This window comes from Acinetobacter sp. SwsAc6 (assembly GCF_013391565.1).
Classification (GTDB): Bacteria; Pseudomonadota; Gammaproteobacteria; order Pseudomonadales; family Moraxellaceae; genus Acinetobacter; species Acinetobacter cumulans.
On record NZ_JACAXE010000009.1, the window covers coordinates 1 to 14003 of the forward strand.

At 41.8% G+C, this 14003-nt stretch carries 12 protein-coding genes; 5 read left to right on the top strand and 7 right to left on the bottom strand.

Annotated elements, in window-relative coordinates; all coding sequences use genetic code 11:
- Window positions 1-170: 170 nt before the first annotated feature.
- The 3 genes from HYG93_RS08360 to HYG93_RS08370 all read right to left on the bottom strand — a co-directional run bounded on the left by HYG93_RS08360 (window position 171) and on the right by HYG93_RS08370 (window position 4506).
- Window positions 171-512 (bottom strand): hypothetical protein, encoded by a 342-nt coding sequence (locus tag HYG93_RS08360; RefSeq protein WP_106985932.1) that lies wholly within the window; start codon window positions 510-512, stop codon window positions 171-173.
- Window positions 513-832: 320 nt separating this feature from the next.
- Window positions 833-2965: a 3-hydroxyacyl-CoA dehydrogenase NAD-binding domain-containing protein gene (locus tag HYG93_RS08365; protein ID WP_178962311.1), complete on the bottom strand. Its 2133-nt coding sequence runs from the start codon at window positions 2963-2965 to the stop codon at window positions 833-835.
- Between the two features lie 335 nt (window positions 2966-3300).
- Window positions 3301-4506, bottom strand: a complete 1206-nt coding sequence (locus HYG93_RS08370) for an acetyl-CoA C-acetyltransferase (RefSeq protein WP_178962313.1) — start codon at window positions 4504-4506, stop codon at window positions 3301-3303.
- Window positions 4507-4724: 218 nt separating this feature from the next.
- Between HYG93_RS08370 and HYG93_RS08375 the strand changes: the two genes are divergently transcribed.
- Window positions 4725-5156: an NUDIX hydrolase gene (locus HYG93_RS08375; protein ID WP_106985935.1), complete on the top strand. Its 432-nt coding sequence runs from the start codon at window positions 4725-4727 to the stop codon at window positions 5154-5156.
- A 117-nt stretch (window positions 5157-5273) separates the two neighbouring features.
- On the opposite strand, the gene HYG93_RS08380 is transcribed toward HYG93_RS08375, so the two are convergent.
- Window positions 5274-6284: an AraC family transcriptional regulator gene (locus tag HYG93_RS08380; protein ID WP_106985970.1), complete on the bottom strand. Its 1011-nt coding sequence runs from the start codon at window positions 6282-6284 to the stop codon at window positions 5274-5276.
- A gap of 210 nt (window positions 6285-6494) precedes the next feature.
- Between HYG93_RS08380 and HYG93_RS08385 the strand changes: the two genes are divergently transcribed.
- The 4 genes from HYG93_RS08385 (at window position 6495) to ygiD (ending at window position 11129) form a co-directional block, all read left to right on the top strand.
- Entirely contained in the window at window positions 6495-7634 is a 1140-nt protein-coding gene (locus tag HYG93_RS08385) for a CaiB/BaiF CoA-transferase family protein (RefSeq protein ID WP_120364630.1), read from the top strand.
- A 287-nt stretch (window positions 7635-7921) separates the two neighbouring features.
- Window positions 7922-9565 (top strand): nitrite/sulfite reductase, encoded by a 1644-nt coding sequence (locus HYG93_RS08390; protein WP_120364631.1) that lies wholly within the window; start codon window positions 7922-7924, stop codon window positions 9563-9565.
- The gene (locus HYG93_RS08395; RefSeq protein WP_120364632.1) at window positions 9558-10043 is read left to right on the top strand and encodes a DUF934 domain-containing protein; all 486 of its coding nucleotides are present in this window, start codon (window positions 9558-9560) and stop codon (window positions 10041-10043) included. Before HYG93_RS08390 ends, HYG93_RS08395 begins: the two co-directional genes overlap by 8 nt.
- A 231-nt stretch (window positions 10044-10274) precedes the next feature.
- Window positions 10275-11129 (top strand): 4,5-DOPA dioxygenase extradiol, encoded by an 855-nt coding sequence (gene ygiD, locus HYG93_RS08400; protein WP_178962315.1) that lies wholly within the window; start codon window positions 10275-10277, stop codon window positions 11127-11129.
- An 83-nt stretch (window positions 11130-11212) separates the two neighbouring features.
- Here the strand turns inward: ygiD and HYG93_RS08405 are convergent, their stop codons facing one another.
- The 3 genes from HYG93_RS08405 to HYG93_RS08415 form a co-directional block, all read right to left on the bottom strand.
- The gene (locus HYG93_RS08405) at window positions 11213-11665 is read right to left on the bottom strand and encodes a VOC family protein (protein ID WP_120364634.1); all 453 of its coding nucleotides are present in this window, start codon (window positions 11663-11665) and stop codon (window positions 11213-11215) included.
- Window positions 11666-11954: 289 nt separating this feature from the next.
- The gene (locus tag HYG93_RS08410) at window positions 11955-13130 is read right to left on the bottom strand and encodes a thiolase family protein (RefSeq protein WP_106985941.1); all 1176 of its coding nucleotides are present in this window, start codon (window positions 13128-13130) and stop codon (window positions 11955-11957) included.
- 109 nt (window positions 13131-13239) lie between these two features.
- Window positions 13240-13761: a GspH/FimT family pseudopilin gene (locus tag HYG93_RS08415; protein WP_106985942.1), complete on the bottom strand. Its 522-nt coding sequence runs from the start codon at window positions 13759-13761 to the stop codon at window positions 13240-13242.
- Window positions 13762-14003 lie beyond the last annotated feature (242 nt).

The following is a 14003-nucleotide window of genomic DNA, read 5'->3' on the forward strand; positions in this document are numbered from 1 at the left end:
TCTTGAGTAAGATGAGTATAGTTCATGATGCAACTTTGACTTTGGTCGGTCGGAAGCATAATGCTAACTCATCTTGCTTTCTTCCAATACATTAATCTCTGTTGCACTTCATTTGAGAATCTAAGAAATAAAAAAAGCGCTGATATCAGCGCTTTTTTAAATACAGGAGATCAATGGCCGTGAGCGGTTTCTGAAGATGCTCCATGCGACATGCCGTTCATATTTGCATGCTCACTTTCGCTCATATTCATATCTTCAGCAGTTTGATTGCGCGCAGCTTCACGTGCTTGTTTTTGCTGCTGTGCTTCAGCCATTTGTTCCTGAGACATCGCAGGCGCATTTTTAAAAGCATGCTGCTGGGTATTGTCTTTCTTTTGCTGGCTTGGCATGTAATCTGGTTCATTGCTGACAGCAAGCCAGAAAAAGCCCATGAACAAGGCACCCAAAATACAGGAAATAATGAGTGCTTTCCAACCCCAAGGTGATTTTTCAGGAGATGTAGAATCGGTCATGATTGGATTCCAATAATCAAATAATCAACGAGATGTTATCTTATAACATGGAATGGCTGAATTAGGGATGATTATCTAGGAAAGTCATGATTATTTTAAGGTTTTTATTTATCCAAAATGAGCGAGCTGTTGAAGCAGTAGATTTAGACCTTTTTATGCATTTGTTTTCTTTTAATATGCTGCATCTATGATCTATCGTTCTCACTAGATCAGATTTTTCCTCTGAAGTGCAATTTATTCGGCCTTTAAAATGCTTTAGTGTGGCTATATAAAATAAAAAAGGAGCACTTGGCTCCTTTTTTAAATATGAAACGGATGGCTTAGATCAATTCACCCTTTGCTACTTTATCCTTCAGCAATTGTGGCGCTTTAAAGCGTTCGCCGTATTTTGCTTCTAGTGTATTGGCACGTAATAGCGCTTTTTCCAAACCATATTGGTTTAGGAATTGCAAAGCGCCACCTGTCCAAGGGGCAAAGCCAATACCGAAAATTGACCCGACATTGCCATCCACTGTTGACTCAAGCACGCCTTCTTCTAGGCAGCGTAGCGTATCGAGGGATTGTACAAACAGGAAGCGGTCAATCATTTCCTGTTCAGAAATATTGCTATCCTTTTGCCATTTGCTTAATCCATCCCAGAGATGCTTTTTACCGCCTTCAGGATATTCATAAAAACCTGCACCAGCTGCTTTACCTTTACGTCCGAACTCATGAATCATCGTTTGAATAACGTCATCCGCACCTGAGCGAGGCAAGTCTTTGCCTTCAGCTTGTAGGGCTTTACGGGTCTCAGCAGCAACATGCTCAGATAACGTTAAAGACACTTCATCTTGAATGGCCAATGGGCCTACAGGCATACCTGCTTTTAGTGCAGCCATTTCAATGCGGGCAGGGTGTACGCCTTCAGACAGCAGACGCAAACCTTCTTGTACAAAGGTGCGAAAGACACGGCTGGTAAAGAAGCCGCGACTGTCATTGACTACAATTGGTGTTTTGCCAATTTGCTGTACATAGTCATAGGCTTTGGCTAAGGTTTCAGCCGAAGTGTTTTTACCTTTAATAATTTCGACCAATTGCATTTTGTCGACAGGACTAAAGAAATGCAGCCCGATAAATTTAGCTTGATCTTGGGATGCCTGTGCCAAGCCTGAAATTGGCAAAGTAGAGGTATTTGATGCAAAAATGCCGCTATCTGCCAGGTAGGCTTCGGCTTCTTGCGTCACTTTGGCTTTCAGTTCGACATTTTCAAATACCGCTTCAATGATTAAGTCGCAGCCTTGTAGATCTGCAGCATCTGCAGTGGCATGAATCAGTCCTAAAACTTGATCACGTTTTTCTGCACTTAAACGACCTTGAGATACTTTTTTATCCAGCAGTTTTTGGCTATAGGCTTTGCCTTTTTCAGCAGCTTCTACAGAAACATCCTTGAGTACAACAGCAATGCCTTTTGATGCTGTGGCATAAGCAATGCCTGCACCCATCATGCCTGCGCCTAAAATGCCGACTTTGGTGGCTTGCCATTTCACGACGTCTTTTGGACGGCTTGCACCTGACTTGATGGCGTTGAGACCATGCCAGAAGGTGCCGATCATATTTTTAGAAATTTGGCCGGTTGCAAGGTAAGTAAAGTAACGTGATTCAATGGTGAGCGCCGTATCGACATCCACCTGAGCGCCTTCAACAGCAGCCGACATAATGGCTTCAGGCGCAGGGTAACAGCCCTTGGTTTTGTCACGCAGCATAGCAGGGGCAATGGCGAGCATTTGCGCCACAGCAGGTGTGGATGGCGTACCGCCCGGAATTTTATAGCCTTTTACATCATAAGGCTGTTGTGATTTTGGATTGGCTTTGACCCAAGTAATAGCTTTGTCCATCAAGTCTTCAAGGCTATCTGCAGTGTCTTGAATGAGCCCCAATGATTTGGCTTTTTCGACACCAATTTGTTTGCCTTCCATTAAGAGTGGAAATGCATTTTGCAAACCCAATAAACGTACCATGCGTACAATACCGCCACCGCCCGGCAGTAAGCCTAAGGTCACTTCAGGCAAGCCAAACTTTGCCTTAGCATCATTGAGTGCAATACGATAATGACAGCCAAGAGCTAACTCCCAGCCACCGCCAAGCGCTGTGCCATTTAAAGCGGCCACAACTGGAATGCCACGGGTTTCGATATAACGAAGTTTGGCTTTCATCTCTTCAATCATATTGAAGAATTCAGTTGCATGCTCAGGTGTAGCTTGAATCAGTTCATCTAAATCACCGCCGGCGAAGAAGGTTTTTTTGTTCGAGCGGAAAATGATCCCTGCGATGTTTTCGTCAGCTTGCAGTTTGTCTACTGTTTCAGCCAGTGCAGCACGGAAATCTGCATTCATGGTGTTGGCAGATTGGTTTGGAGAATCTAAAGTTAAAATGACGATATTGTCGGCATTTTTTTCAAATTGAATTGCGCTCATAAATTTTATCCAAATATTTTTATGACTTTGCTAGTGATTTTTGAGATTTAAATTATTCATCGTCACTACGGAGTCTTTCCAAATTTATTCATTACTGTTATTTCATTTCAGCTAAAGCGGTGCTTTAGCTTCATTCAGGTTCGACCTACCTTGCGAAATACATTTCTCATTCGGCAAAATGAGGAGCGATGCTCCGCAAGAAAACCATTTGGCATCCACAAAACCTGTCAACTAATGTCTTTTTTCTAAAAGTTCGCAGAAACATTATTTTCAATTTTTGGTCAGGTTGTGGATGACACATACCAAGTATCAAATGCTGTGTACGGTTCGGTTAATTAAACTAGCTCAATAATCGTTGCGATGCCCATACCGCCGCCGACACACAAGGTCGCTAAACCGCGCTTTTTACCTTGGCGTTCTAGTTCATCCATCAGGGTTCCTAAAATCATGGCACCTGTTGCACCTAGCGGATGTCCTAATGCAATCGCGCCGCCATTCACATTGACTTTGGCAGGGTCAACGTTGAGCTCGGTAATAAAACGCATCACCACTGCAGCAAAAGCTTCATTCACTTCAAACAGGTCAATATCATCAATGGTTAGGCCTGCTTTGGCTAAGGCTTTACGTGCAGCAGGTGCAGGGCCAGTCAGCATAATGGTCGGGTCTGCGCCCACTAATGCAGTTGTAAGCACTTTGGCACGTGGTTTTAGGCCTTGTTCTTTGACCGCTTTTTCAGAGGCAAGCAATACCACGGCAGCACCATCGACAATGCCCGATGAGTTTCCTGCATGGTGTACATGGTTGACCGCACCCACTTCAGGGTACTTTTGCAATGCGATGCCATCAAAGCCCATTTGACCCATCATGGCAAAACTTGGGTTGAGCTTGCCTAAGCCTTCTGCTGTGGTCGTTGGTTTAATAAATTCATCTTTAGCTAAAACAGTGACGCCTGCTTTGTCTTTAACCGGAACGACAGACTTGTCAAAATAACCCTTGGCTTGTGCTGCCGCTGCTTTTTGCTGAGAGTTGGCCGCAAAGGCATCCACATCTGCACGGCTATAGCCGTCAATGGTGGCAATTAAATCGGCTCCAATGCCTTGCGGAATAAAATCACAAGCCATATTGGTTTCAGGGTCGAGCGCCCAAGGACCGCCGTCACTGCCCATCGGCACACGAGACATCGACTCTACACCACCAGCTACCACAAGGTCTTCCCAGCCAGAACGCACCTTTTGCGCAGCCATATTGACTGCTTCTAAACCTGAGGCACAAAAACGGTTGATTTGAACGCCTGCCACATCATTATCCCAACCTGCTGCAATGGCTGCGGTTTTGGCAATGTCTGCGCCTTGGTCACCAATTGGGGTCACACAGCCCAATACAATGTCGTCAACTGCAGCAGTGTCAAACTGATGGCGGTTTTGTAATTCGTTTAATAAACCGGTCAGCAGGCTAATCGGTTTAACGGCATGCAGTGAACCATCTTTTTTACCTTTTCCGCGCGGTGTGCGAATGGCATCAATGATGTAAGCCTCGCTCATAATCCTGTCCCTTTGATGTATAAATTTTTATTGGTTTTTTGAGTGTACGGATAATTTGGACGAGTGCAATGACAAGAACGGGTCAGGTCAGATGTGATTTTTTGCCAGTTTGATTTTGTCTCTTGTAGCTAAAACAAGTATGCAAATGTGCGCCTGAATTAATTTTAAATTTTTGATTTGTCTGTATTAAGATATTGCGCCTTCTGTAGGAGTGATCAATGAGCCACATACGTGCAAAAGTGATTTGTTTATTTAGACATCAAGAGCAGGTTCTTTTAGCTCAAGCCTATGATCCAACTAAGAACGAGCATTATTTAATGCCCATCGGCGGCGGAATTGAGTTCGGAGAACGCGCTGCTGATAGCATCCGCAGAGAAGTGCAGGAAGAAATTCAGCAAGAAATTACCCAGCTGAAATATCTCGATGTACTCGAAAATATTTTTACGTTTGATGGAAAAGCAGGTCATGAAATTGTGTTTGTATATTCTGCCGTATTTATAGATCAGCGTATGTATGCTCAGGCAATGATTAAAGGTATAGAGTCGAATGGCTATGAGTATCAAGCGACGTGGTACACGCAGGCACAACTTACTCAATTGAACTTACCGATTTATCCTCTTGGCATAGAGGCACTTTTATTTCAGTCCTAGCTTAAAGTATCGTTGAGTTTGTTTTAATACAATGCAAAAGCCCAAGCAGAGTGCTTGGGCTAAATGAATCACAGAGAAGTATAAGACAGTAAATTAGTCAAAAAGTCTCATTTCAACTTAGTGATAACCATGCAGTTGACGGTAAAGACCTGGTGTTACACCTGTCCATTTCTTAAATGCACGGTGGAAAGTACTGGTTTCACTAAAGCCAACTTGCTGTGCAACATCTTCTAAAGTTAAAGCAGGGTTTAGCAATAGGTGAATCGCGGCATCACGGCGCAGTGCATCTTTTACACCTTGATAGCTTTTACCTTCGGCTGCTAGACGGCGACGCAATGTTTGAGGTGAAAGATATAACATTGAGGCAACATCGTTCAATGTTGGCATTTCTTCGCCAATTTGGCTCTTCAGCACTTCACGAATACGTGAAGTGAGTGAGTTGGTATTTTTAAATTTCACCAGCAGTTGTGCAGGGGCAGCTTTTAAGAATTCTTCTAATGATTCTTCGTTTTGACGAATTGGAAGATCTAAATAATCCGCAGCAAAGGTGATTTCAGTACGTGGCGCATCAAATTGCATTACAGGCGCAAAGAAAAGCGCATCATATTCATCCGCATGTTCTGGGCGGCTATAGCCGAAATGTACACGCTCTAAAGGCAGGCGGCGCTCAATCAACCAAGATGCCAATCCATGCCAAATCATGAGCATACTTTCAGTAATAAAATGATCAGGGTCCATAGATTTTGGGATGAGTGGTACCAAACGCGCTTCGTGCTTATCGCGTTCTAAGGTTACAGACCATTCATCGCCAAACAATTTATAAAACTGAGAGGACAGCTCTAATGCATCACCCAAAGTTTTGGCATGAATAATCAGCTGACACATAATGGCAAAAGTGCCTAAACGACGTGGCTGAATATCAAAACCGACGTGTTCGTCTTGCGTCACCATCCACAACATTTTGATAAAACGCGTGTACTGTTCTGGAGAAATACGCGCTTTGGGTTGGCGCAGTAGTTCGGCTTCAATTCCGACGTGAGACAATAAAGTTTCGACATCCATGCCTAAGCGTTTTACACCAGACAAAGCAGCATTGACGAAATGGATACTGATCGTATCGCGGCTCATGTTGATTCCTTCAGGCTCTTTAATGTTCACAAATTTTGACCTAACTGACACTTAAAAAATTAAATATGGCAATTTACAACAGCGAAAATACCATTTTTACATGGTAAATTGCCGAAACTATCAAGGTAAATGGCTGAACATGACATTGTTTTGTATCATTTATATTTCTAATATGCATAAAAAATCAACATAAATAGAGTAAAAACTCCAATGTCAGCACCACTAAAAGGCTTGAAAGTTCTTGATTTTTCCACACTTCTACCTGGTCCATTCGCCACTTTGTATTTGGCCGATCTGGGCGCAGAGGTTGTGCATATTGAATCACCTACGCGTCTAGACTTGGTTCGTTTGATGCCACCTTATGCAAATGGGCAGGCTGTAGCACATAGTTATTTAAACAGAAACAAGCAATCGATCGCACTCGATTTAAAAGACCCAAACAGTATTGCATTGCTGTATCAAAAAATATTAGAGGTCGATATTGTGGTTGAGCAATTCCGCCCAGGCGTTATGCAACGCTTAGGTTTGGACTATGCAACTTTGGCACAGATTAATCCTAAATTGATTTACTGCTCAATTACAGGCTATGGGCAAACCGGACTTTATAAAGATAAAGCTGGTCATGATATTAATTATTTAGCCTTGTCTGGAATCGCGGGATACAGTGGCCGTCAGCAGAGTGGGCCACCGCCACTCGGCATACAAGTTGCCGATGTTGCAGGCGGTTCTATGCATGCTGTTATGGGAATATTGGCTGCAGTCATTGAGCGCTATCAAAGCGGTATAGGACAGTATATTGATATTTCTATGACTGATTGTGCTGTGGCATTAAACAATATGGCGGCAGCCAGTAGTTTGGCTGGTGGTGAGCATGCCGAAGCCGAGCAAACGCATTTGAATGGCGCAACATTTTATGACTATTACCCAACGCAAGACGGGCGCTATTTTGCAGTGGGTAGTTTAGAGCCCCAATTTATGCTCGCTTTAGGGCAGGCACTGGACTTACCCCTTCTTTTACAGAAGGGAGCATCATTTGATCAGGCTGACCGAGCAGAAGTGAAACAAGCGCTACGAGACAAATTTGCATCTGAGCCATTTGCAGTATGGCAAGCATTGTTTCAAAACTTGGATGTATGTGTAGAACCCGTATTATCCTTGCAAGAGGCTTTAAATTCACCTTTGGCAGCTGCGCGGAATTGGGTAGTCAATGTTCCCTTAAATGCTGAGGCCGTAGAAACCGAGCCACAGTTGGCCTGTCCAATTAAATTTTCACGTTCTCAGGCCAGTTATCAATATATTGGACAAGCGCTTGGTGCTGGCACTTGGTTTAAGTCTACAGCTGACGATTAGTGAATGATCATAGATGAATGCATGCTGTGGTTGATTGCAATTAACATCCTCTTAAAGTAAAAGCCTACATCGTGGGCTTTTCTTTATGATAAAAAATGCTAAAGATTAAATAAAATAATCAATATTAAAAAAAGCAATTACAAATGGCCTGAAAGTACCTATATCAATGATATTGAGATAGTCTTATCAATAAAATCGCTATTAAATATGTAAAAAACGCATTTTCTTGATAGATCAAATCTCGTTATTCTGTGCATCGTTATAATAGAAACTACTAGCTGTACGCCATGTATTTATATACTGATTTTGATCAGCAACTGATTAATGAACGTGTTGCACAGTTCCGTGATCAAACGGAACGTTATTTAGCAGGTAAATTGACAGAAGACGAATATCGTCCGCTTCGTCTGCAAAATGGTTTATATGTGCAGCGCTATGCACCCATGCTCCGTGTTGCTGTGCCTTATGGTTTAATGAACTCGAAGCAACTGCGTAAAATTGCTTCACTTGCAACAGCGTATGACCGTGGTTATGCACACGTTTCAACACGTCAAAACTTCCAATTTAACTGGCCAGCGCTTGAAAATGTGCCAGATATGTTAGAAGAGTTGGCATCAGTACAAATGCATGCCATTCAAACCTCTGGTAACTGTATTCGTAACACGACAACAGACCAATATGCAGGTGTGGTTGCAGGCGAAATCGAAGATCCACGTGCAACGTGTGAATTGATTCGTCAATGGTCAACCTTCCACCCAGAATTTGCTTTCTTACCACGTAAGTTCAAAATTGCAGTATCTGCACTTGAAGAAATTGACCGTGCTGCAACAGCTTTTCATGACATCGGTGTTTACATCGTGCGTAATGAAGCAGGCGAGATGGGCTATAAAATTAAAGTGGGCGGTGGTTTAGGTCGTACCCCAATTATTGGTAGCTTTATTCGTGACTTCTTACCTCGTGAAGATTTAATTGCGTACTTAGAAGCTGTACTACGTGTTTACAACTTACACGGTCGCCGTGATAACAAGTACAAAGCACGTATCAAAATTTTGGTAAAAGCATTAACGCCAGAAGTATTTGCAGAAAAAGTTGAAGCTGAATTTGCACATACCATCAAAACATTAAAAATTGATGCTGCCACTTTGGCAAAAATGGATGCGAACTTTACGCCATTTAATTACCAAGATTATGCAGATGAAGATTTCACTGCAAAATTTGCTGAATATCCAAAATTCAAACAATGGTTCAACATCAACACCAATGCACATAAAGTAAAAGGTTACCGCATCGTAACGATTTCACTTAAACGTGCAGGTATTGCACCAGGTGATGTGACCACTGAAGAAATGAACTTGATTGCAGATCTTGCAGACAAGTACACATTTGGTGAGTTACGTACAACGCATGAACAAAATATTGCGTTGGTAGACGTTCCACAAAAAGATTTGTTTGAACTTTGGCAAGTGCTAGATGCAAAAGATTTAGCGCGTGCACATATTGGTTTTATTACTGACATTATTTGCTGCCCAGGCGGTGACTTCTGTTCATTGGCCAATGCGAAATCAATTCCAATTTCTGAAGCAATTTCACGTCGTTTTGATGATCTAGATACGATTTATAACCTTGGCAAGCTTGATCTGAATATTTCAGGTTGTATGAATGCATGTGGTCATCACCACGTGGGTAATATTGGTATTTTAGGTGTAGACAAAAAAGGCGCTGAATTCTACCAAATCACGCTTGGCGGTAATGCTGATCATGATGCATCGATTGGTGACATCTTAGGGCCATCATTTGCAGCGGATCGCGTACCTGATGTTGTCGAAGAAATTTTAAATACCTATCTTGATCTTCGTACGGAAGGTGAAGACTTTATTGATACCTATCGCCGTGTTGGCATTCAACCATTTAAGGAGCGTGCTTATGCTTAATACCGCACTACAAGTGCTCTCTAAAGATGGCACAATTGCAGACAACAGCTATGAAATCATTGCAGAAGATGGCGTATTACCACAAGGTGATGTGCTATTGACTGTTGAGCAGTTAGATCAGATTGCAAATGTAACGGGCAAAAAAGCATTGTTCTTAACAGTGGATGCTTCTCCTGAAACTAATGAATTTCCGCTAGATCAACTTGATGCAATTTTTATTGATTTTGCAGGCTTTAATGATGGTCGTGGTTATTCATTTGCTGCATTGTTACGTCGCCAAGGCTACCAAGGTGAACTTCGTGCCACAGGTGATGTATTTAAAGATGTATTAAATTACATGAAGCGTGCAGGCTTTGACACTTTTGTGATCAAAGAAGGCAAAGATATTCATGAAGCTGCTGCTGGTTTGGGTGACTTTACTCATCCTTACCAAGCTTCAACGGCTGTACCGCAAGCACATTATCAAACAGGTGCTTAATTCAATTAAGTAACTGAAAAAGCTGGACTGAGGTTCAGCTTTTTTTTGCCAAATTAAATGCAAATAGAAATGTTGCTAATGGAAGGGTGAATCTCAGCACTTCGCTATATGATCAATTTGCCTTATTTAGCCCCAGCGTTCCATTTTTGCAATGTTGTAGTGACGTAAACAGACTATCGGGACATGTATGAACTTTGCATAATAAAAATATCCATCACATAGGTGAATATCATGCACATGCAAACAGGCGATTTATCTCTTCTCAAAAATTGGAATGCAACACTTCCACACACTGCACCTATGCCTGTTTTGTTTCTAGGGCATGGTTCCCCCATGAATGCCATTCAAGACAATGAATTCACGCGTGAATGGAATAGAGTGGGGGCGACTTTAGAAACCCCACCAACGGCCATATTATGTATTTCAGCGCATTGGTTGACTCAAGGTGGTACAGCGGTCACTGCGATGCAAATGCCACGTACCATTCATGATTTTGGTGGCTTTCCACAAGCTTTATTTGATATGCAATATCCTGCGTCAGGTAATCAAGCTTTGGTCGATGCAACTGTCGATGCAATCCAAAGCATTGATATTCATCATGACCATGAGTGGGGCCTAGATCACGGCACTTGGGCAGTGTTATGTCACGTTTTTCCTGACGCCAATATTCCTGTGGTGCAGTTGAGCATCGATTATAGCCAAGGTGCACAATATCATTATGATTTGGCAAAACAGCTTGCGGGGCTGCGCCGTAAAGGGGTGTTGATTGTTGCGAGTGGTAATTTGGTTCATAACTTGGGTCGAGTTGCCTTTGATAAAATCAACCATGAATATGGTTTTGATTGGGCGCTCGAAGCAGACCAGAAAATGCAGAGTTTTTTGTTAGCGCGTAATCACCAAGCACTCATTGATTGGGATAAACAAGGCACGGCTTTTAAACTCGCCATTCCAACACCTGATCATTATTATCCAATGATCTATGCACTGGCTTTACAAGAAGACAAAGACGAGTTGAGTTTATTTAATGCCAAAGCAGTGGGTAGATCACTGACAATGACATCTTTTCGGTTAGATCAATCTGCATAAAATGACATGGTCACCGTATAAAAAAAAGCGACCTTTCATTGGGTCGCTTTTTTGTGTCGAATGAGCTGAGATGCTGACCTCAATTACGCAGTTTCTAATTGGCAATTGATCATCCATTGAATACCAAATTGATCGGTGAGTGCACCATATAAAGCCCCCCAGAATGTTGGACTCAAAGCCATTTCAACTGTGCCATTGACGGCAAGTGCATCAAACAGTCGTTTTGCCTCATCTTGTTCACTGGCATCTAGATTAATCGAAATATAATGATTGGTGCCTACGGTAAATGCTTTATTGGTTTGAGCACAAAATTGTTCGCTAATATCTGAGGCCATTAAAACGGTATGTTCATTAATCGGAAGAGAAATATGCATAATTTTTTGACGGTCTGCCTCAGATAAAGGGGATTGACCTTCTTGTGTGGGCGCATCGCTATAACGCATAACAAATAAAAACTCGCCACCAAAGACAGACTTATAAAAATTAAATGCCGCTTCAGTATTACCTTTAAAGTTTAAATAATGATTGAGTTGCATGTGAGCACCGCGTTTTTTTTTGTTGTGGTCACTTAAGATTAAGCTTAAATTCTTAAGCCAATGTGATTGCTGTGTTCAAAATTGTAATTGCTAGCATGCAAGCTTTATTAAAATGACGATAAGAAATTTTGATTTGAAGATCGGATTAAAAAATCCCCCATGACGGAGGATTTTATACAGATTTTTTGTGAGTGAAGATTGATATAGGACTTTAAGTTATCCATTAATAAGGAACTAAAGCGATGTTATTCATCTACCTAAATTCTTTTAAAAGGAGTGCCTTAAAGTCTTAAAGTACTTCAATCGCGACAGCAGTTGCTTCACCGCCACCAATACACAGCGCAGCAATACCGCGTTTACCGCCAGTACGCTTAAGGGCATGTATTAAAGTTAAAATAATGCGTGAGCCTGTAGAACCCACAGGGTGGCCAAGTGCACATGCACCACCATTAATATTCACTTTTTCTGCATCCAGTTTGAACTCATCCATTGGGCACATCGTCACCATAGCAAAGGCTTCATTAATTTCCCAAAGGTCAACGTCTTGAGCGTCCCAACCTGTAGCATTTAATACCTTTTGAATCGCGCCCACAGGAGCAATGGTAAATTCAGATGGATGCTGTGAATTTGAAGCATACGCAACAATTTTAGCTAAAGGGTTTAAGCCCTTTGCCACAGCTTGTTCTGCAGAGGTTAAAACTAATGCTGAAGCACCGTCAGAGATAGAGCTCGCATTGGCAGCAGTAATGGTGCCATCTTTAGCAAAAGCAGGGCGTAATGTTGGAATTTTGTCGATATTGGCATTGAATGGTTGTTCATCTTTATCAATAACTACATCGCCTTTACGCGTACTCACAGTTACAGGCACAATTTCATCTGCAAAATAGCCTTCAGTAATCGCTGTTTGCGCACGCTTTAAAGAACGAATGGCAAAGTTATCCATCTGTTCACGTGTATAGCCTTTGCTGTTGGCCATGTCTTGTGCAAATGAACCCATTAAACGACCAGTCTCAGCATCTTCAAGACCATCAAGGAACATGTGATCTTTGATTTCGCCATGACCCATACGGAAGCCAGCACGAGCTTTAGGCAATACATAAGGTGCATTGGTCATGGATTCCATACCACCAGCAACTACAAACTGTGCAGAACCAGCTTTAATCATGTCTGCTGCTTGCATCACAGCTTTCATGCCAGAACCACACAATTTATTAATGGTGACTGCGCCTGTTGAATCAGGCAAACCTGCTAAACGCATCGCTTGACGCGCAGGGCCTTGTTTTAAGCCAGCAGGAAGCACACAGCCCATAATGACTTCTTCGATGTCCGTTGCTTGTAAGCCTGAGCGAGCAATTGCTTCTTTAATTGAAGCTGCACCTAAAATGGGTGCTGTTACACTTGCTAAGCTTCCTTGAAAGCCACCCATTGCGGTACGTGCACCATTAACAATTACGATGTCAGTCATTGTGATTTTCTCCGAATCTGTTTTATTAAAATAGTTAAACCCACAGCAGTATATAAAAAAAAGCCGTGGAGAAAATGACCTTTGTGCCAGAACTTTAGACCCACCAGTTCTAACAACTGTTGATATTTTCTAGCCGTACATGGCCCATTTTACTCATGATGATTTTTTGATGAGGCAAATCGATCAGTGAACAATGAAAAAAACTTCCGTTAGAACCAATAGGCATTCCTGTTGTGGCCTGAAAGGTTAGGCTCGGAATGCTGAGCGTGCCACGCCAATCGAGAGTGCTGTATTTAAGGTTGAGTTTTTCCTGATGCAGAATGCTTTCGGTACTATCAATTTGTCGATTTTTATTGTTGTCGACAAACATTACAAAGCCAGCGCTCCATTTGCTTGGCTGACATTGAGTGAAATTTTCACTCGGACAGATCACAATATTGGAATTTTGAATGGTGGCTAAATTTTTAGCTTGACGACTAAAGGTTTGTATTTTTTTTGCTGTAAGTTGCATTTCTTGCTTCGCCTGATACCGATGAAAAGCAGGTAATGCATAGCTTGAAATGATACAAATAATTGCCACGCACACGATGAGTTCTAATAGTGTGAAACCATTTTTTACTATAAAAAACATTGGATTGAACCTTGTATTTGGTATTTATTTTTATTAATTCATGTTATTAATAATGTGCTTCGACACATTTTTGAGTTGAGCAAAATTTTTTATTACTCAAGTTTTAATAAAACTGCTAAAATATTTAGCAAGTGAAAAATAAGCGATTCACAAGAATAAATTGAGTAAAAAATTACCGAATTACAACGGAAATTGTAAGTAATTTTGTCAATAATTTACTTGATTAGACTAATCAAGCACTT